The sequence below is a fragment of the Streptomyces sp. NBC_01233 genome, assembly GCF_035989305.1.
Classification (GTDB): Bacteria; Actinomycetota; Actinomycetes; order Streptomycetales; family Streptomycetaceae; genus Streptomyces.
In genome coordinates this window covers 7739835-7758853 of the sequence record NZ_CP108514.1, presented here as the reverse complement: position 1 = coordinate 7758853, position 19019 = coordinate 7739835, and the positions used below count along the sequence as shown (strand labels likewise).

Below are 19019 nucleotides of genomic sequence, written 5' to 3'. Positions count from 1 at the left end.
TCTGCATCAGAGCCCGTACGCCGACACACCGCTACCTACGAGACCGGGGTCCGCATCGGTGACGGGCAGATGGACGTCCTCCCCGTCACACGCCACGACTGGCACGGCGACTGGAACTACACACTCCGCCCCGAGGCATACACCCAGGTCAACGACGCACCAGACCCGTTCGATCAGCCGAGCCCCGACCTCGCCTGGCTATGCCACCCCGCCCTGACCGGACTGCCGCCCGCCGAGTGGGACACCCTCATCACCGCGCTGACCATCCTCCACGACGCCCAGCGCGAGACTCACCTGGACCAACGACGCGGCCACCGACCTCGCGTCAAGGGCGACGGCACCACCGGCCGACGCCCCGTCCTCACCCTCGCCGACCGGCTCCTAGCCACACTCCTCCACTACCGGCTCGCCCTGCCCCAAGTCGCCGTCGCCGCCCTGCTCACCGTCCACCCCGGAACAATCAACAGACGCATCCGCGACATCCGGCAGCTCCTGGAAACAGCCGGGCACCCCATCCAGCCCGCCGACGACCGACTCGCCACCCTCGACGACCTCTACGACTTCGCCAGCACCCGTGGAATCACCCTCCCAGCAGAGATCAAACCAGCGAGTTAATGATCTGCGAGCCCTTAGGGCTCGCAGAGGATTAACCCGTAGCTTCCCGATCTGGCGGTCGTTGGCGTGGTATGGAAGCGGCGGAAGAGATAGCGGCGGCCTTGGTGGCGAAGTTCACGGTGCTGTTCCCGCATCTGGACGAACGTCAGCGTCGTCTCCTGCTGGCGGCCGAGGCCCGGGTACTGGGCCATGGCGGGATCAGGCTGGTCGCCCGGGCGGCTGGAGTGCGAGAGGCCACGGTGTCGCTTGGTGTCACTGAACTGGACTCCGGTGAAGCCCCGTTGGGGCGGGCGCGCCGGGTCGGTGGTGGCCGCAAGCGGGTAGTGGACCTGGACCCGGGACTGCGTCCGGCACTGTTGGCCCTGGTCGAGCCGGACATGCGCGGGGACCCGATGTCGCCCCTGCGGTGGACGACGAAGTCCACCCGCCACCTCGCCGCCGAGCTCACGCGCCAAGGCCACCGGATATCCGCCGACACCGTCGCCGACGTGCTGCGCGAGGAAGGCTTCAGCCTCCAGGGCAACGCCAAAGTCATCGAAGGCCGAGCAGCACCCGGACCGGGACGGCCAGTTCCGCTATATCAACGAGCAGGCCAAGGCCCACCAGGTGGCCGGCGACCCGGTGATCAGCGTCGATACGAAAAAGAAGGAAGTGGTGGGGCCGTTCAAGAACGGCGGCCGGGAATGGCGGCCCGCAGGCAACCCCGAGCGGGTCAGCACCCACGACTTCCCGGACAAGGAACTCGGGAAGGCCGTGCCCTACGGCATCTACGACCTGGCTGCGAACACCGGCTGGGTCAGCGTCGGCACCGACCACGACACCGCCGCCTTCGCCGTCGAATCCATCCGCCGCTGGTGGAATGCCCGCGGCAAGGAGGACTACCCGCAGGCCAGGCGGCTGCTGATCACCGCCGATGCCGGCGGCTCCAACGGCTACCGCACCCGCGCCTGGAAGGCCGAACTCGCCGCCCTGGCCCTGGAAACAGGCATGGAGGTCACTGTCTGTCACTTTCCTCCGGGCGCATCGAAATGGAATCGGATCGAGCACCGGCTGTTCTCACACATCACCATGAACTGGCGCGGCAGGCCGCTGACCAGCCACGAAGTCATCGTGCAGAGCATCGCCGCGACCACCACCCGCACCGGGCTGAAAGTCCACGCCGAACTCGACACCGCTACCTACGAGACCGGGGTCCGCATCGGTGACGGGCAGATGGACGTCCTCCCCGTCACACGCCACGACTGGCACGGCGACTGGAACTACACACTCCGCCCCGAGGCATACACCCAGGTCAACGACGCACCAGACCCGTTCGATCAGCCGAGCCCCGACCTCGCCTGGCTATGCCACCCCGCCCTGACCGGACTGCCGCCCGCCGAGTGGGACACCCTCATCACCGCGCTGACCATCCTCCACGACGCCCAGCGCGAGACTCACCTGGACCAACGACGCGGCCACCGACCTCGCGTCAAGGGCGACGGCACCACCGGCCGACGCCCCGTCCTCACCCTCGCCGACCGGCTCCTAGCCACACTCCTCCACTACCGGCTCGCCCTGCCCCAAGTCGCCGTCGCCGCCCTGCTCACCGTCCACCCCGGAACAATCAACAGACGCATCCGCGACATCCGGCAGCTCCTGGAAACAGCCGGGCACCCCATCCAGCCCGCCGACGACCGACTCGCCACCCTCGACGACCTCTACGACTTCGCCAGCACCCGTGGAATCACCCTCCCAGCAGAGATCAAACCAGCGAGTTAATGATCTGCGAGCCCTAACTACCTGACCTTGGGTCAAGGCCCGAGCCTACGCTGACCCCGACCAACTCATCCGCCGATCACGACACGGCCTCAGCCAGATCCAGTACCGCAGCGACATCATCAACGGACGCCTCACCGCGACCGGCCTCACATCGACGACACCATGCCTACAACTCAGTGGTACGGGTCTCACTCGCGTTCGCCACCTCCGTGTCAGGGGTGGGATCAGGACGGATCAGATGCGTTCGACGACGGTCGCGATGCCCATGCCGCCGCCGACGCAGAGGGTGACGAGCCCGTAGCGCCTGTCCTGGCGCTCCAGCTCGTCGACGATCGTGCCGAGGATCATCGCGCCGGTGGCGCCGATCGGGTGGCCCAGTGCGATGGCCCCGCCGTTGACGTTGACCTTGTCGAGGGGGACGCCCATGTCCTTGGCGAAGCGGAGCACGACGCCGGCGAAGGCCTCGTTGATCTCGATCAGGTCGATGTCGTCGATGGTCAGCCCGGCCTTGGCGAGGGCCTTGCGGGTGGCCGGGGCGGGGCCGGTGAGCATGATGGTGGAATCGGAGCCGGAAACTGCGGCCGAAACGATCCGGGCGCGCGGGGTCAGTCCGTTGCGTTCGCCCGCCTCGCGGGAGCCGATCGCGACGAGGGAGGCGCCGTCGACGATGCCGGAGGAGTTGCCCGCGTGGTGGACGTGGTCGATCTTCTCGACCCAGTGATACTTCTGCAGGGCGACGGCATCGAAGCCGCCGAGCTCGCCGATGTCCGCGAAGGACGGCTTCAGCCTGGCTAGGATGTCGGCGGTGGTATCGGGGCGGACGAACTCGTCGTGGTCGAGGACGACCAGGCCGTTGCGGTCGGTGACCGGGACCACGGACTTGGCGAAACGCCCGTCCTTGATTGCCGCCGCGGCTCGCTCCTGGGACAGGGCCGCGTACTCGTCCACGTCCCGTCGGGAGAATCCCTCGATCGTGGCGATCAGGTCGGCGCCGATGCCCTGTGGGACGAAGCCGGCGACCCAGTTGGTCATCGGGTCGGCGAACCAGGCGCCGCCGTCAGAGCCCATGTGAACGCGGGACATGGATTCCACGCCGCCCGCGAGGACCAGGTCCTCCCAGCCGGAGCGGACCTTGGCCGCGGCCAAGTTGACGGCCTCCAGGCCGGAGGCGCAGAAGCGGTTCTCCTGTACGCCGGCCACGGTGTCCGGGAGCCCGGCCGCGATGGCCGCGATCCGCGCGATGTCGGATCCCTGATCGCCGACCGGGCCGGCGACGCCGAGCACGATGTCGTCGATGGCCGCCGGGTCCAGGCCGGGGTTGCGCTCGCGCAGGGCGTGGATGAGGCCGACGACCAGGTCGATCGGCTTGGTGCCGTGCAGGGAGCCATTGGCCTTGCCGCGTCCGCGCGGCGTGCGGATCGCGTCGTATACGTAAGCCTCGGTGCTCATTGGAAGACCCCCTCTTGTGCGGCGCTGGACAGGATCGTGACCTCTCAGTCCTGGCGGGTAAAAATCGCTATAAATTTGCCTTATGGGACATTCGCTCTGAGTTACGCCGCCCGTCGGACCCTCGCCTGAGGAACTCATGGACGCGCCCCGGTAAGGCCGCTCATGGGCTTTTGGCAGACGTCGCTGCCGCCGGGTAGATCCTCCGTGCGCGACGTCGTCGGCCACACCGTCGAGAAGGCCGAATCCGCCGAACGGGCCGAGGAGTTGATCCGCGAGACCATCGAGCGCAACGGCCTGATGCCCGAGACCGTGCACGCCGACCGCGGCACCTCGATGACCAGCAAGAAAGTCTCCCAGCTACTGATCGACCTCGGGGTCACCAGAAGTCACTCACGGCCCAAGGTCTCCAACGACAACCCCTACTCGGAGGCCCAGTTCAAGACCACCAAGCACGTACCCGACTACCCCGAGCGGTTCGATTCGCTGACCCACCCCCTCGAATGGTTCGACGCGTTCACCTCGTACTACAACCACGAGCACCGGCATTCCGGCATCGGCTACCACACCCCGGCCAGCGTCCACTTCGGCACCGCCGACGAGGTCCGTGACCAGCGAGCCACCACCCTCACCGAGGCATACGCCCGACACCCCGAACGCTTCGGCCACCGCCCCAGACCACCCCAGATCCCCCAGCGAGCGTGGATCAACGACCCAGCCAAGCGCCGGGAACCCGCACTACAAACCCCATAGCGACACAACCGTCTTACTTGACTTGAAATCTTCCGCTAACCCGACAAAGCGGGATGTCTCACCCAAGACTGACAGAGAGGGCGGCGGCACGTCGTTTCGGAGCGCCACATGTGACTTCGGCAACTCGCCGGCGACATCATGACGCAGTCGGACAAGACTCCATGCCACAAACGGCGTGCCCGGGACCTACCGGACAGAAGGACACTTGCCGGAGCCGGTGATCCGCTGCCGTGAAGCAAAGCAGCGGGGTGCGAGCCTGTCAATCGACACCCACGGACTCAGTCCAAGGAGCTGAGCAGGGCTGGAAGGGTCATATCTAGGTGCTGAACTCCCTGATGCAGGTATGACCACGAGTAACCCAGGTAGGGGCTACGGTTGTCGGCTACCGGCGCATCACGGCAGCCTTGGAGCTAACGGTAGGACAGCGTCGGAACCTTGCGTCTGAGGTTCGACCCCCCTCAATCTCCTCCCCCGGTATGACAGCGCCACCATCCCGGCTGCGCAGGCCGGATCGAGAAGCGTCATACCGAGTGCCTTTGCCGCATGCACTACCGGCCACGTTCAGGCCTGGTCAACCGTGGGCTCTACCTGCTCAATTCCTGGACCGAAGGCCGAGAGCTCTGCCAGACGGCGGCCTGCGTTCCCGATGAACGTGTCTTCGCTGCGAAGAAAAATCCGACAGACGACGCATCACCGACGTGGAGGTGACCGATGCTGAGCCACAAGGACAATGAGTATCTTTGCCGGGTGGGCCCAGGGACTCCGATGGGCGCTCTTCTGCGCCGGTACTGGACTCCGATCACGCGGTCCGTGGACGTTCCCGAACCGGACGGCCCGCCCGTCCGGGCGCGGCTTTTCGGCGAAGACTTTGTCGTCTTCCGCGACACGAGCGGCGCGGTCGGGGTGCTCGATGAGCTCTGCATGCACCGAGGCGCCTCGCTGGCGCTGGGCCGGGTCGAGGGATGCGGGATCCGATGTCTGTACCACGGATGGAAGTTCGGGGCGGACGGCACGATCATGGAGACGCCCAATCAGCCAGACCCTCGGTTCAGGGAGAGGTGGCGGGCGCCCGCCTACCCGGTGCGCGAGGTGGGCGGCCTGATCTGGGTCTATCTCGGCCCCCCTGACAAGCAGCCGGAGTTGCCCCGCTATTCGTGCATGGTGGAGCGGCCGGAGGGTGAGCCCCGAAGGCCGCCGATCCGAGTGGGGTATCGGCACAACTGGTTGCAGGGACTCGAAGGCGTCGTCGACTCCTCACACGTGGGGATCCTGCACCAGAGCGAGGTGCAGGAAGCCAAGGATGGCGACTACGCGAGCGTCAGGATTATCCAGGACAAGTTTCCTACTGCCGACGACGCGCCGGCCCTCGAGGTCAGGGACACCGACTTTGGGTTCCACTACGCCGCGATCCGCCAGGCCGAAACTGCCGGTGACGAGCGATACGTCCGCGTCACGGCGTTCATACTGCCGTTCACGGTCTCCATCCCGCCGGGGACCAGCATGCTCATCTGGGTGCCTATCGACGACTACCACACAGTGCAGTACGCCGTTGACGACGGCGTGCCCTTGGACGAGGAGACCGAGCGGAGTTTCCTCCGTTGGCTCGGTTTGGACCAGAACATCCTTGACCCGGACGGCTTTTTCATCGCTCCGGGGCAGGACCGCGCAGCGATGGCCGAGGGCCGGAGCTTCTCCGGCTACCAGGGCCTGATCACACAAGACGCGGTCGTGACTACCTCGATGGGCCCGATGTACGACCGGTCGACCGAGCACGTCGTGCCCGCCGACGCGGCGGTACTGCGGATGCGTCGGCTGCTGATCAAGGCGGCCCGCACGGTTGCCGCGGGCGGTGCCCCGATCGGCCTGGACCGATACGTCTCGACCGAGAAGATTTCAGGAGCCTCAGGTGTCGTACATGCGAACAGCGACTGGAAGGACCTCGTGCCAGGTCACGTCGAGCTGACGGGCGGTCGGCCATAAAGGCAGCGGACTCGCGCACGGAGGCGCCGTAGCGGGCAGGGCCTCGGACCAATCGAGCCGCACCTTCACACAGGCCGGATCCTGCACGAGACGGAACGTCAACCCCATGGGGCGAGGCGCCCGGGGGAACCGAAGTACCTGGTCGGTCTACCGGACCCACCATAGCGCTGGGCGGATCGTAGTACCGCCGAACGATAGGAAATTGAGGAAAAATCATGCAGACGTTCACCGGAAAGGTGGCCGTGGTGACCGGCGCCGGTAGCGGCATCGGACGCGCTTTCGCCGAGCGGTTCGCAGGCGAAGGGATGAAGGTCGTTCTCGCCGATGTCGAGGAGGCTGCCCTGCATTCGGCGGTCGCCGAGCTGCGCGAGAAGGATCACGACGTCATCGGCGTCGTGACCGACGTGTCGAGCCGGGATTCGATGCTGCGGCTCGCTGACGCTGCCCTGGCGGCCTACGGCAAGGTGCACGTGGTGTGCAACAACGCTGGCGTGGAGGGGTACCTGGACGGGCCGGTCTGGGCGGCCACCGAGAAGGACTGGCAGTGGACGCTCGGCGTCAACTTCTACGGCGTGCTTCACGGGGTGCAGACCTTCCTGCCAATCCTGCTCCAACAGCAGGAGGAGGCCCACATGGTCAACACCGCTTCCATGTTGTCACTCGTCCGTTCGCCGAACATCTACGGCGTGACCAAGCAGGCCGTGCTGGCACTGTCAGAGACGGTGTATGGCGACCTGAAGGCGATGGAGGCCCAGGTAGGGATTACCGTCCTCATCCCCGGCACAATCGCGACGAATCTCTTCCATGGCAGCCGGAACCGCCCCGACGAGCTGCGGGCCGGCGTCGACCTGGCCGCGACGGGGAAGGGCCGCATGCTTCGGGACCGTATGCACGGCATCCTGGCCGAGGGAATGCCGCCCGATGAGGTCGCCGACATCGCCGTCTGGGCCATCAGGGAGAAGGCGTTCTACGTCCTGACCGACCACGAATGGGACGAGCAGATAAGGCGGCGTACGGATGACGTCCTCTTGGGTCGGCTGCCGCGAATAGCGCCTTAGCTAAAGAGACTGCGTTCGATGAGAGATCCGAATACGGGGACTGGATCGGCAGCACGCAGCACGCAGCACGACGCACATGGAGGTACAAAAATGAGTGAAGGCCGGTTCGCAGATCAAGTGGCCATCGTCACCGGCGGCGCTGCGGGTATCGGTAAGGCGGTCGCCACCCGCCTCGCCACGGACGGAGCGCACGTGGTCCTGGTCGACCGCGACGAGGCACAGCTAGAGAAGACGGTCACCACCCTGGGCACGGCCACCGCGATCGTGGCCGACGTCCGCGATGAGGCGGCTGTGGCGGATTACGTTCGAAGGACTGTCGCTGACTACGGACGGGTGGACCTGTTCTTTAACAACGCAGGGATCGAGGGCCCCAGAACCTCGATCATCGATCTCGACACCACTGACTTTGATCGAGTGATGTCGGTCAACGTGCGCGGCGTCTTCCTCGGTCTCCGTGAAGTCATGCGTGCCTTCCGCAGCCAGGGCGGCGGCGGAGCGATCGTCAACACCGCCTCGATGGCCGGGATACGTGGCAGCCGGAGGTTCAGCCCGTACGTCGCATCGAAGCACGCCGTTGTGGGCCTGACCCGTTGCGCTGCCTTGGATGGGGCGGAATTCGGGATCAGGGTGAACGCCGTCGCACCCGGACTCATCGACACGCGGATGCTCAGAGCTATCGCCGAGCAGGATGCCCCCAGTCATCCTGAAGAGCTGATATCGCAGATGGCCCAGGACACCCCGCTGAAACGGTCTGGCACCGCCGATGAGGTAGCGAATATGGTGACCTGGCTGCTCAGTTCTGAGGCGAGCTACATCACGGGAACCATCAACCTCATTGACGCCGGGCTCAACGCCTGATCCCGGCCCGCAGCCCGTGCTGCCGATGCCCGGCGATCCGCTCTATCTCGCGACCCTCATCGACCTCGCCTCACGCCGGCTGGCCGGATGGACGATCGCAGGTCACATGCGCACCGGGCTCGTCATCAACGCACTCGTGGCAGCCGAGCGGACCCGCGGGAGCCTGGCCGGATCGATCATGCACACGGATCACGGGTCGCAAGGTGGATTCAACTGATCGTCGCAACACCTCGTTCATGGAGGTGTTGATGGGTAGGCCAGCGGGCTGGATGACGGAGCTGACCGGCAGGTCGCCAATGAAGGCGCCGGGCAAGCCGTCACTGCGGCGGGACACGGAACGGTCGTCCTGGCATGAGATCGGCAAGGGGCTGACCAGCGAGGAAGCCGCGGTCGCGGTCGGCGCGTCACCGGCGGCCGGCAGCCGCTGGTTCCGGGACCGTGGCGGGATGCCGACATTCCTGCGTGTTCCTGTCTCGGGTCGCTTCCTGTCATTTGAAGAGCGCGAGGACATCGCCCTGCCGAGGGCTCAGGGTGCCGGGGTGAGGGAGATCGCCCGACGGCTCGGCCGCCATCCCTCGACCGTCTCCCGGGAACTCCGCCGCAGTTGCGGCCACCCGCGGCGGCAGCCTCGAGTATCGCGCCTCTGTCGCGCAGTGGAAGGCCGAACTGATGGCGCAACGTCCCAAGGCGGCCAAGCTGCTCGGGAATGACCGGCTCCGCGAGTACGTGCAAGTACGGCTCGCCTGGGATGTCCGGCGTCCGGACGGAACCCGGGTCGCCGGGCCGAGCACGCCGCGGTGGAAGGGAAGGAACAAGCCCCACCGTCAGGACCGCCGGTGGGCGACGGCATGGAGTCCGGAGCCGATCGCGGGCAGGCTCAAGACCGACTTCCCCGATGATGGCTCCATGCGCATCTCGCACGAAGCGATCTACCAGGCGCTTTACGTCCAAGGACGCGGAGCCCTCAAGCGCGAGCTGGTCGGCTGTCTGCGGACCGGACGTGCACTGCGGGTTCCCCGCGCCCGCGCCCGACGACGGGTGAACGGGCATGTCACACCTGAGGTGATGATCAGCCAAAGGCCGGCCGAGGCGGAGGACCGGGCGGTGCCGGGACACTGGGAAGGCGATCTCATCATCGGCACCGGAAAGTCCGCGATCCGCACGCTGGTCGAGCGCACGACCCGGTTCACCATGCTGCTGCACCTGCCCCGGATGGAGGGCTTCGGCACCGAGCCAAGAGTGAAGAACGGACCGGCACTGGCCGGTCTGGGCGCCGAGGCCGTCAGAGACGCGATCACCGCGACGATCACCACGTTTGCCCGAGCAGCTCCGTCGCTCGTTGACTTGGGACCGCAGCAAGGAGCTGGCACAGCATGCCCGTCTCCGCGTCGACACCGGCCTCGAGATCTACTTCGCGGACCCGCACAGCCCATGGCAACGAGGCACGAACGAGAACACGAACGGGCTGCTGCGGCAGTACTCTCCGAAGGCACGGACCTGTCCCGATGGCAAGCAGACGACCTCGAGGCCGTTGCACTCGCCCTCAACAGCCGCCCCCGCAAAACCCTCGGATGGAAGACACCCGCCGAAGCCCTCAACGAACGCCTACTCTTGACCCAAGAAGCCGGTGTTGCGACGACCGATTGAGTCCGAGCAATACACGAGCGGGGCCTTCGCTGAAATCTGCAGGTCAGCAGCGGTTCGGCAGAGCATGCGGGAGATCGGGTCCAGCGCGGACAACGCCGCCGCAGAAAGCTTCAACGCCGCCTTCGAAAGGGAGACGCTCAAGGGCCGGAAAGCCTGTTCGAGCGAACGTGAGGCCAGGCGAGACGCCTTCCGCTGGCTGACCCGACACAACACCCGCCGCCGGCACTCCCGCCTCGCCCAGCTGTCCCCGACTGTCTACGAGAACGACGTCCAACCAGCAGCAACTACCCTGGCCCAAGCCGCATGGGCGTACTCAAAATCCGGGGTCAAGGCCCTTGCACGACACCGCGCAGAACCAGATCTGGCTGGAGATCGTCCAGATCGCCCTCGGCCTGTCGGCCATCAAGCACAGAACGCGAAACGGTCCACCGACTCCGTCGGCGGACCGTCGCGAAAGATCGTGGCTAAATTCGAAGACCCGAGTTGACAGAAGTCCAACAGGCGACTTCTCGTTCCTATACTCTACATGTATGCATTGTTTCCCTTCCCCCGTCGCGATCGCCGCCTACGAGGCGGACATGCGCGCCGCGACCTATCCGATCACGGGGCTCGCCGCCGACCACAGCCGCGTCGGCGGCGGTGGCCTGCGCTGGCACGACGAGCCGCGCGAGGTCCCCGTATGACCATCCTCGGCCTGAGCGCTGGCAACCCGGACGGCAGCGCGGAGATCCTGCTCAAGCGCGCCCTCCGCGCGGCGCTCGAACGTGGCGCCGACGCGTCCCTTGTGCGTCTCGACGACCTCGAACTGCCCATGCGCCCGGTCGGTCCGGGCCAGGACGCCGGGGCCGACGATGGCCCGTGGCTGTGGGACCGGCTGATGGAGTGCGACGGCCTCATCGTGGCGTCGCCGATCTACTCGCGGACGATTCCCGGCAAGCTCAAGCTCGTCGCCGACCGGCTATCCGGGCCGGCGGCCGACGTGGCCTTCGCCGAGAAGATGCGCGCGACGCTCGCGGCTGGCGAGACCCCGGCTGTCAGGTTCCCGTACGACGAGCGCGTGTTCCGCCCGCGTGTCGCCGCCTTCATCGCTGTCGGCGGCGCGAACACATCGCAGTGGAAGTCACTCGCGCTGCCGCTGATGCACCAGATGACGTTCTCGGCGCACATCGCGGTGGCCGACCAGCTGCTCGTCGGCGGCTGCGGGATGCCTCGCTCGGTGGTACTCGACGAGGACGCGCTCGTGGGGGCCGATCGTGTTGGCCGCAGTGTCGCCGATCAGCTCGGCCGCGCGTTCGACGCCGTCGAGTACCGCGGCGAGCCGGGGCTTTGCCCAATGTGCCACCTGTCGATGGTCGTGATCGACGGCACTTGCGTGGAATGCGCGACCTGCGGGGCGCGGGGCACGCTCGAGGTGCGCGACGGCGCGGCTGTCGTCTGCTTCGACGATCCCGCTGCGCGGGAGCACTCGCTCGTCACGCTGGCCGAGAAGCGGGCCCATGCCGTCGAAGTGCAGCAGACCGCAGCCGTGCAGGGCGCGCAGGCCGCGAAGATCGAGCGCCGGGCCGCGCCCTACGCCGAGATCGACCTGCGCGTCACGCCGGGCACGGCCAGGCCCGGCCGGAGTCGTCGTTCGTGACGACGTACACCGTCGAACCACCCGATCCGTCGTCCTTGACCTGCGTCACACTCACCTCCTCCAGCCCCAGAAATCGCGTGGCCGCCTCGTAGATCCCGGTATCATCGATGTCCAAGTCCGTCGGGTTTCATGATCGGTTGCGTGGTGTCAATCCCCTCGGGCTGTGGAGATCTTTCAAGCGGCCAGCTCCACGGTGGGGTCGGCCTGGTGGTCTCGTTCGTAGTCGATCGGGCTGTGGTACTCGCATACGCTGTGTAGCCGTCGGGTGTTGTAGAAGCCGGTGATCCAGGTCGCGATCCTCAGCCGGGCCTCGGTGCGGGTGGTGAAGGTGTGCCGGTGGACGTACTCGACCTTGAGCACGCTGTTGAACGCCTCGCTGACGGCGTTGTCGAAACACGACCCGACGCGGCCCATGGACTGGGTCACGCCCAGGCGGCGACAGGCCCTGCGAAAGCGCCGGGAGACGTATTCGCTGCCGCGGTCGCTGTGAAAGATCACGCCCCTGACGTCACCGCCGCGGGTGGCCGTGGCCATGTTCAGGGAGGCGACGACGAGATCGGCGTCGTGACGGGCGCCCATCGCATAGCCGAGCAATCGACGCGAGAACAGGTCGATGACGGTGGCCAGGTAGAGCTTGCCCTCACCGGTGGTGATCTCGGTCATGTCGCCGCACCACACCTGGTCCGGAGCGTCCGCGGTGAAGTCACGGCGCACGAAGTCCGGGGCCGCCGGCCGTTTGCCGGGCCGGGTCAGCCCCCGCCGGTGGCGGACCTTCCGTCCGGCCAGGCCGAGTTCGGCCATGAGGCGGGCCACGGTGTTCACCGAGACCCGCCAGCCCGCGCGGACCAGAAGGACCCAGACCTTCGGGGAACCATAGGTGCCGCCGGAGCCCTCGAAGATCCCCGTGATCGCGTCGGCCAGCTGTCCCCGCCGGACCTCACGCGCAGTGGTGGGCTTGTCGCGCCACTTGTAGAACCAGGACTCCGAGACTTCCAGGATCTGGCAGGCCAGACGGTGCGGGACGCGATGCTCAGTCCTCTGGTTACCGATGAACGCGGCCAGGGCGGCCGGGTCCGTCCCGGTCACTTCACCCAGAGGACCATGCATCGCTTGAGGACATCACGCTCCATCTCCAGCTCGCGTATCCGCTTGTTCTTCTCCGACATCTCCCGCCGTAGCCGCTCCAGCTCGGCGCGCTCGGCTTCGCGCATCCGGCCGCCCGGCGCGGGCTCGGCCGGCCGGTCGGTCGGACGACGCCGACCCGTTGCGCCGCCATCGCGACACCCAGCTGTGCAGCGTGCCGGAGTGGACGCCGAGCTCCTCGGCGACCTCCGGGATCGGCCTGCCCGTCTCGATCACGATGCGTACAGCACCCTCACGAAACTCAGGCGTGTACGTCCGTTGCTTGGAACCCATGAACCCCAACTTCCCCTGCCATCACAGACTCCACGCTACGAGGGGAGGGACAGGCGCATCGCGTCGACGATCGCGGTCTTCCCGCTGTCGTTCTCCCCCACCAGGACATTGGTCCCACGGCTGAACGAGATGTCCAGCGACTCGTCCGGCCCGCCACTCTCCGATGCCGCCGCGCCGAAAATCCTGAAGTTCTCGGCACGCAGTCGGGCCAGATACATGGCCGCCCCCCATCGAAGGGGCCTGCACCCGAGTCGGCGCAGGCAAGGTGAACCGCCTCAAGTGCCCCACCCCAAGCGGATTACCCGCCGATCATATGCTCAGCCGTGTAGCTGGTGAGGGGAGAGCCCGGCCCAACGTACGGCGGGAAGTCGCAGCCTGCGGGATCGAGATCGGGGCGAAAGAAGTGTCCGCACGAAAGCCGCCGGCAACCTGTTGCGGGGCCGACCTCCTGGTCGGCCCCGAGCCGCTCGCGAAAGTCAGCGGAACGACGGAATGACGTCAGAGCCGTACGCGTCGATGGTCGCTTCCCGGGCGTCGTGCATGTTGTAGAGCGCGAACTGGTCAACGCCGAGATCCCGCAGGGCGCGGAGCTTCTCGATGTGGGCCTCGGCCGGGCCCAGGAGGCAGAAGCGGTCGACGATCTCGTCGGGGACGAAGTCGGCGGAGGGGTTCCCGGTGCGGCCGTGGTGGCTGTAGTCGTAGCCCTGCCGGGACTTGACATACTCCGTCAGCTCGTACGGGACCATCGAGGAGTGCTCGCCGTAGCGGGAGACGAGATCGGCGACGTGGTTGCCGACCATGCCGCCGAACCAGCGGCACTGGTCACGGGCGTGGGCCAGTGCCTGTGCCGAGTCGTCAGCCGTGACGTACGCCGGGGCCGCCACGCAGATGGTGATCGCGGCTGGGTCACGGCCGGTCTCCACGGCAGCCTGGCGGACTGCCTTGATCATCCACTCGGTGAGGTAGAGGTCCGCGAGCTGCAGGATGAACCCGTCCGCCTTCTGCCCGGCCAGGGCCAGGGCCTTCGGCCCGTACGCCGCCATCCAGACGGGCAGCTTTCCGTCCCGGATCCACGGGATCTGCAGCGGTTTGCCGTCGACCTGGGCCTCACGCCCTTCCGCCAGGTCGCGGATGACGTCGATGGCCTCGCCGAGCCGGGCGAGCGTGTTCGGGGCCCGGCCGGCGACCCGCATCGCCGAGTCCCCGCGCCCGATCCCGCAGACCGTGCGGTTGCCGTACATGTCGTTGAGGGTGGCGAAGGTGGAGGCGGTGACCTCCCAGGTGCGGGTGCCCGGGTTGGTGACCATCGGCCCGACGTGCATGCGCTGCGTGTTGGCCAGGATCTGGCTGTAGATGACGAAGGGTTCCTGCCAGAGGACCGCCGAGTCGAAGGTCCAGCCGTAGCGGAAGCCGTTGCGTTCGGCACGCTTCATGAGGCTGACGACCTGCGAGGCCGGAGGGTCGGTTTGCAGGACGAGGCCGAAGTCCATGCATGGCTCCTTGCTGCTGCTGTATGCGGGCGTGCGGCTTTACAGATACTGACAGGTGGAGCGGTGGACGAACGCCCCGTGGCCGGCTCGCCCCGAGTACTCCCGCCGGTCGATGACCACCTCGCCACGGGCGAGGACCGTGTCGACGCGTCCGGTGATCCGCCTGCCCTCGTACGCCGAGTAGTCCACGTTCATGTGGTGCGTCTCGGCGGAGATGACCTGCTCGGCGTGCGGATCGTAGAGGACGATGTCGGCGTCGGAACCCGGCGCGATCGTGCCCTTCTGCGGATAGAGGCCGAACATCCGGGCCGGGGTCGCACACGCGATCTCGATCCAGCGACGGCGGCTGATGTGCCCGTCCAGGACCGCCTGGTGGAGGAGGTCCATGCGGTTCTCCACCCCCGGCAGCCCGTTCGGGATCTTCGAGAAGTCCCCCCGGCCCAGCTCCTTCTGCCCCCGGAAGCAGAACGGACAGTGGTCGGTGGACACCACCTGCAGGTCATTGGTCCACAGACCCCGCCACAACGCCGCCTGGTGCTTGCGCGGCCGCAGCGGCGTGGAGCAGACATACTTCGCGCCCTGGAAGTCCGGCTCCTCCAGGTTGTCCGTGGAGAGGAAGAGGTACTGCGGACAGGTCTCACCGAAGACCGGCAGACCCTTGTCGCGGGCGGCCGCCAGCTCCGCGACCGCTTCCTCCGCCGAGACGTGGACCACGTACAGCGGGGATCCGGCCACCCGCGCGAGCTGGATGGCGCGGTGGGTCGCCTCCGCCTCCAGGAGGACCTTGCGGACCTCGCCGTGGTGGCGGGGGTCCGTCTCCCCGCGCGCCAGCGCCTGCTCCACGAGGACGTCGATCGCGATGCCGTTCTCCGCGTGCATCATGATCAGCCCGCCGTTGCCCGACGCCCGCTGCATGGCGCGCAGGATCTGCCCGTCATCCGAATAAAACACGCCCGGATACGCCATAAACAATTTGAACGAACTTACGCCCTCTTCGACGAGTCCATCCATTTCCTTGAGGGAGTGCTCATTGACGTCGGACACGATCATGTGGAATGCATAGTCGATCGCACATTTGCCGTCGGCCTTCGCGTACCAAGCGTCCAAGCCCTCCCGGAGCGAGTGGCCTGGTGTCTGCACCGCGAAGTCGACGATCGTCGTCGTCCCGCCCCAGGCCGCGGCCCGCGTTCCGGTCTCGAACGTGTCCGACGCGAAGGTGCCACCGAACGGCAGCTCCATATGCGTGTGCGCATCGACCCCGCCCGGGATCACATACTTCCGCGAGGCGTCAATCACCCGGTCAGCGGTCCACTGCTGGCTGCCTGCTGTCGCCATCGCCACGACATGGCCGTCCTCGATCAGAACATCCGCATGCAACTCATCGGAAGCCGTAATTACAAGGCCACCGGTAATGAGAGTTCTAGTCATGCCCGAGAAATCCCTTCGCCTTGCAATTCCGAACAAAGAGGGCCGCCGACCGGAACACCGCAATGAAGGCAATGCTCCGGTCGGCGGTACAACCAGTTACGACGCCGACGACCCGCACCGCTGGGCCTCGCGTCGTTCAGCACGAGGCATCCGCACCCACTAGGTCACCGAGCCACCGTGGAAATTCCTGGTCACGCGAGCCAACGAAACTCTTGAAGGAGGTGACGCCCTCCCCGACGAGGAGGTCCATCTCCTTCAGGGTCCCCTCGTTGACGTCCGAGAGGATCATGTGGAAGGCGTAGTCGACGGCGCAGTTGCCGTCGGCCTTGGCGTACCAGGTGTCGAGTCCCTCGCGCAGGGAATGGCCCACGCTCTGCACGGCGAAGTCGACGATGGTGGTGGTGCCGCCCCAGGCGGTGGCCCGGGTTCCGGTCTCGAAGGTGTCCGAGGCGGAGGTGCCGCCGAAGGGGAGCTCCATGTGGGTGTGCGCGTCGACCCCGCCCGGGATCACGTACTTCCCGCTCGCGTCGATCGTACGGTCGGCCGTCCAGGCGTCGGCTGCCGCCGAGCCGTGGGCGGCGAGGGCCGCCACGCGGCCGTCCTCGATCAGGACGTCCGCGTGCAGTTCGTCGGCGGCGGTGATGACGAGGCCGCCGCGGATCAGGGTGCGGATGCTCATGGGAGTCCCCCTACTCGATGCTGCGCAAGGCCTGTTCGAGGATCTCGGCGCCCTCTTCCGCCTCGGCGACGGTGAGGGACAGGGGCGGCGCGATGCGCAGCACGCTGGTGTTGTACCCGCCCCCCTTGCCGAGCAGCAGGCCGCCTTCGCGGGCCGCCTCCAGGACGGCGGAGGCCGCGTCCGGGTCGGCCTCGTCGGTGCCCGGCTTCGTCAGCTCCAGCCCTGCCATCAGGCCGCGGCCGCGGACCTCCCGTACGGCCGGCGCGTGTGCGGCGATGCCGCGCAGCCGCTCCAGGAGCAGTCCGCCGACGCGGCGGGCGTTGCCCTGGAGGTCGTGCTCCAGCAGGTACCCGAGGTTGGCGACGCCCGCCGCCATGGTGATCGGGGAGCCGCCGAAGGTGGAGATGGAGTTGGAGTCGATGCAGTTCATCACCTCTGCGCGGGCCACCACGCCGCCGATGGACATGCCGTTGCCGATGCCCTTGGCGAAGGTGAGGATGTCGGGCGGGCCGTTCTGGGCGTGCGCCTGCCAGCCCCAGAAGTGCTCGCCGGTACGGCCCCAGCCGGTCTGCACCTCGTCGCTGATCCACAGGATGCCGTGGCGGTCCAGGACCTCCCGGAAGGCCCCGTAGAGGCCGTCCGGCGGGGAGGTGAACCCGCCGACGCCCTGGATCGGCTCGGCGATGAGCGCGGCCACTCCCCCGCGCGCCTGGCCGAGCACGTCGTCCAGGTCGGCGACCGCGGCGGCGGTGAAGGCTGCGTCGTCGAGGTGGGCGAAGGGGCCGCGGGAGCGGACCGCGCCGTGCACGTAGTACGTCTGCAGCGGCGAGAGGCTGGTCGGGGACCAGCCGCGGTTGCCGGTGATGGAGACGGTGGAGAAGGACCGGCCGTGGTAGCTGTTGCGCATCGCCAGGATCTGGTTGGAGCGGCGGTACGTCGTCGCGAGCAGCAGGGCGGTGTCGTTGGCCTCGGTGCCGGAGGTGGTGAAGAAGACCCGGGCGTCGGGGATGCCGGACAGCGCGGCGACCCGCTCGGCCAGCTCGATCATCGGCCGGTTCAGGTAGAGGGTGGAGGAGTGGATGATCCGCCCGGCCTGTTCGGAGACGGCCTTGGTGACCTCGGGCAGGGCATGGGCGGTCATCGTGGTGAGGATGCCGCCGAAGAAGTCGAGGTAGCGCTTGCCGTCGGCGTCCCAGACGTGGCGGCCCTCGCCGTGGGTGAGCTCGATGGGGTGCTTGTAGTAGAGCGCGAGCCAGTCGGGCAGGACGGCGGCGTGGCGGCTGTGCAGGGGGATCGGGTTGGTCACGGCTGTACGAGCCCTCCGTAGGCGTCGGGGCGGCGGTCGCGGTAGAAGGCCCACTGGTCGCGGACCTCCTTGATCAGGTCGAAGTCGAGGTCGCGGACGAGGAGTTCCTCCTCCTTGTCGCTGGCGACCTCGCCGACGAACTGGCCGCGCGGGTCGACGAAGTAGCTGGTGCCGTAGAAGTCGTTGTCGCCGTACTCCTCCTGGCCCACACGGTTGATGGCGGCGATGAAGTACTCGTTGGCGACGGCGGAGGCGGGCTGCTCCAGCTGCCACAGGTAGGAGGACAGGCCCCGGTGTGTGGCGGAGGGGTTGTAGACCAGCTGGGCCCCTGCCAGGCCCAGGGCGCGCCAGCCCTCGGGGAAGTGGCGGTCGTAGCAGATGTAGACCCCGACCTTCCCGACGGCGGTGTCGAAGACGGGCCAGCCGAGGTTGCCCGGGCGGAAGTAGTACTTCTCCCAGAATCCCTTGACCTGGGGGATGTGGTGCTTGCGGTACTTGCCCAGGTAGCTGCCGTCCGCGTCGATGACGGCGGCGGTGTTGTAGTAGAAGCCCTCGTTCTCCAGCTCGAAGACCGGGACGACGATGACCATGCCGGTCTCGCGGGCGAGCTCCTGCATGCGGCGGACGGTCGGGCCGTCCGGGACGGCCTCGGCCCAGCGGTAGTGCTCGGGCTCCTGGACCTGGCAGAAGTAGGGGGCGTTGAACACTTCCTGGAAGCCGATGATCTTCGCCCCTTGGGCGGCGGCCCGGCGGGCGTGCGCCTCGTGTTTGGCGATCATCGATTCGGTGTCTCCGGTCCAGGTGGCCTGGACCAGCGCGGCGCGGACGACTTGGGCCATGAGCTGCTCCTCGCGACGGGAACGCCGAGTTCTACGCACGTAGATGATGTCCGTAGGGAGTAGAACGTAGGCCCCGTCACAGCGTGGGGCAAGACCGCCGTGCGCTGTTG

General features: G+C 67.3%; 14 protein-coding genes and 7 pseudogenes. 11 read left to right on the top strand and 10 right to left on the bottom strand.

The window, feature by feature from the left end; genetic code table 11:
• Positions 1–27 precede the first annotated feature (27 nt).
• Both OG332_RS36290 and OG332_RS36285 read left to right on the top strand, forming a co-directional pair.
• Positions 28–615: pseudogene (locus OG332_RS36290) on the top strand (transposase family protein); the annotation flags it as partial.
• Positions 616–686: 71 nt separating this feature from the next.
• Positions 687–2373: pseudogene (locus OG332_RS36285) on the top strand (ISAzo13 family transposase).
• A 234-nt stretch (positions 2374–2607) separates the two neighbouring features.
• Here the strand turns inward: OG332_RS36285 and OG332_RS36280 are convergent.
• Entirely contained in the window at positions 2608–3822 is a 1215-nt protein-coding gene (locus OG332_RS36280; protein WP_327417432.1) for an acetyl-CoA C-acetyltransferase, read from the bottom strand.
• 204 nt (positions 3823–4026) lie between these two features.
• Between OG332_RS36280 and OG332_RS36275 the strand changes: the two genes are divergently transcribed.
• The 9 genes and pseudogenes from OG332_RS36275 (at position 4027) to OG332_RS36240 (ending at position 11751) form a co-directional block, all read left to right on the top strand.
• The gene (locus OG332_RS36275; RefSeq protein WP_442816261.1) at positions 4027–4572 is read left to right on the top strand and encodes a transposase; all 546 of its coding nucleotides are present in this window, start codon (positions 4027–4029) and stop codon (positions 4570–4572) included.
• Between the two features lie 711 nt (positions 4573–5283).
• Positions 5284–6552 carry a Rieske 2Fe-2S domain-containing protein gene (locus OG332_RS36270; protein WP_327417431.1) on the top strand — a complete coding sequence of 423 codons (1269 nt, stop codon included), beginning with the start codon at positions 5284–5286 and terminating at the stop codon, positions 6550–6552.
• Between the two features lie 215 nt (positions 6553–6767).
• Positions 6768–7610: an SDR family NAD(P)-dependent oxidoreductase gene (locus OG332_RS36265; RefSeq protein ID WP_327417430.1), complete on the top strand. Its 843-nt coding sequence runs from the start codon at positions 6768–6770 to the stop codon at positions 7608–7610.
• A gap of 90 nt (positions 7611–7700) precedes the next feature.
• The gene (locus tag OG332_RS36260; protein WP_327417429.1) at positions 7701–8468 is read left to right on the top strand and encodes an SDR family NAD(P)-dependent oxidoreductase; all 768 of its coding nucleotides are present in this window, start codon (positions 7701–7703) and stop codon (positions 8466–8468) included.
• A gap of 31 nt (positions 8469–8499) precedes the next feature.
• A pseudogene (locus OG332_RS36255) lies at positions 8500–8670 on the top strand (DDE-type integrase/transposase/recombinase); the annotation flags it as partial.
• A 67-nt stretch (positions 8671–8737) separates the two neighbouring features.
• Positions 8738–10115 (top strand): annotated as a pseudogene (locus OG332_RS36250) (IS30 family transposase).
• 64 nt (positions 10116–10179) lie between these two features.
• Positions 10180–10353 (top strand): annotated as a pseudogene (locus OG332_RS47935) (integrase core domain-containing protein); the annotation flags it as partial.
• A 292-nt stretch (positions 10354–10645) separates the two neighbouring features.
• The gene (locus tag OG332_RS36245) at positions 10646–10798 is read left to right on the top strand and encodes a hypothetical protein (protein ID WP_327417428.1); all 153 of its coding nucleotides are present in this window, start codon (positions 10646–10648) and stop codon (positions 10796–10798) included.
• On the top strand, positions 10795–11751 hold the full coding sequence (locus OG332_RS36240) for a flavodoxin family protein (protein ID WP_327417427.1): 957 nt from the start codon (positions 10795–10797) through the stop codon (positions 11749–11751). The genes OG332_RS36245 and OG332_RS36240 overlap by 4 nt, the downstream gene beginning before the upstream one ends.
• A 174-nt stretch (positions 11752–11925) precedes the next feature.
• Here the strand turns inward: OG332_RS36240 and OG332_RS36235 are convergent, their stop codons facing one another.
• The 9 genes and pseudogenes from OG332_RS36235 to OG332_RS36195 all read right to left on the bottom strand — a co-directional run bounded on the left by OG332_RS36235 (position 11926) and on the right by OG332_RS36195 (position 18909).
• Positions 11926–12837 carry an IS3 family transposase gene (locus OG332_RS36235; RefSeq protein WP_327417426.1) on the bottom strand — a complete coding sequence of 304 codons (912 nt, stop codon included), beginning with the start codon at positions 12835–12837 and terminating at the stop codon, positions 11926–11928.
• Positions 12834–12962, bottom strand: coding sequence for a hypothetical protein (locus OG332_RS36230; protein WP_281277985.1), 129 nt, complete (start codon positions 12960–12962; stop codon positions 12834–12836). Before OG332_RS36230 ends, OG332_RS36235 begins: the two co-directional genes overlap by 4 nt.
• Positions 12963–13053: 91 nt before the next feature.
• Positions 13054–13167, bottom strand: a pseudogene (locus OG332_RS36225) (transposase); the annotation flags it as partial.
• Between the two features lie 35 nt (positions 13168–13202).
• Positions 13203–13385: an AAA family ATPase gene (locus tag OG332_RS36220; protein WP_327417425.1), complete on the bottom strand. Its 183-nt coding sequence runs from the start codon at positions 13383–13385 to the stop codon at positions 13203–13205.
• A 258-nt stretch (positions 13386–13643) separates the two neighbouring features.
• Positions 13644–14657 carry a TIGR03842 family LLM class F420-dependent oxidoreductase gene (locus OG332_RS36215; RefSeq protein ID WP_327417424.1) on the bottom strand — a complete coding sequence of 338 codons (1014 nt, stop codon included), beginning with the start codon at positions 14655–14657 and terminating at the stop codon, positions 13644–13646.
• A 39-nt stretch (positions 14658–14696) separates the two neighbouring features.
• Positions 14697–16085, bottom strand: a complete 1389-nt coding sequence (gene hydA / locus OG332_RS36210; RefSeq protein WP_327417423.1) for a dihydropyrimidinase — start codon at positions 16083–16085, stop codon at positions 14697–14699.
• A 202-nt stretch (positions 16086–16287) separates the two neighbouring features.
• Positions 16288–16764: pseudogene (locus tag OG332_RS36205) on the bottom strand (amidohydrolase family protein); the annotation flags it as partial.
• A gap of 10 nt (positions 16765–16774) precedes the next feature.
• Positions 16775–18070 (bottom strand): aspartate aminotransferase family protein, encoded by a 1296-nt coding sequence (locus OG332_RS36200; protein WP_327417422.1) that lies wholly within the window; start codon positions 18068–18070, stop codon positions 16775–16777.
• Complete coding sequence (locus tag OG332_RS36195; protein ID WP_327417421.1) at positions 18067–18909, bottom strand: nitrilase-related carbon-nitrogen hydrolase; 843 nt, start codon at positions 18907–18909, stop codon at positions 18067–18069. The genes OG332_RS36200 and OG332_RS36195 overlap by 4 nt, the downstream gene beginning before the upstream one ends.
• Between the last annotated feature and the right edge of the window lie 110 nt (positions 18910–19019).

Bases quoted from the DNA above. Each gene is read 5' to 3' on its own strand.
- hydA (WP_327417423.1), bottom strand. From the start codon at position 16,085: ATGACTAGAACTCTCATTACCGGTGGCCTTGTAATTACGGCTTCCGAT.
- OG332_RS36270 (WP_327417431.1), top strand. From the start codon at position 5,284: ATGCTGAGCCACAAGGACAATGAGTATCTTTGCCGGGTGGGCCCAGGG.
- OG332_RS36220 (WP_327417425.1), bottom strand. From the start codon at position 13,385: ATGTATCTGGCCCGACTGCGTGCCGAGAACTTCAGGATTTTCGGCGCG.
- OG332_RS36265 (WP_327417430.1), top strand. From the start codon at position 6,768: ATGCAGACGTTCACCGGAAAGGTGGCCGTGGTGACCGGCGCCGGTAGC.
- OG332_RS36280 (WP_327417432.1), bottom strand. From the start codon at position 3,822: ATGAGCACCGAGGCTTACGTATACGACGCGATCCGCACGCCGCGCGGA.
- OG332_RS36195 (WP_327417421.1), bottom strand. From the start codon at position 18,909: ATGGCCCAAGTCGTCCGCGCCGCGCTGGTCCAGGCCACCTGGACCGGA.
- OG332_RS36240 (WP_327417427.1), top strand. From the start codon at position 10,795: ATGACCATCCTCGGCCTGAGCGCTGGCAACCCGGACGGCAGCGCGGAG.
- OG332_RS36230 (WP_281277985.1), bottom strand. From the start codon at position 12,962: ATGCGCGAAGCCGAGCGCGCCGAGCTGGAGCGGCTACGGCGGGAGATG.
- OG332_RS36260 (WP_327417429.1), top strand. From the start codon at position 7,701: ATGAGTGAAGGCCGGTTCGCAGATCAAGTGGCCATCGTCACCGGCGGC.
- OG332_RS36245 (WP_327417428.1), top strand. From the start codon at position 10,646: ATGCATTGTTTCCCTTCCCCCGTCGCGATCGCCGCCTACGAGGCGGAC.
- OG332_RS36215 (WP_327417424.1), bottom strand. From the start codon at position 14,657: ATGGACTTCGGCCTCGTCCTGCAAACCGACCCTCCGGCCTCGCAGGTC.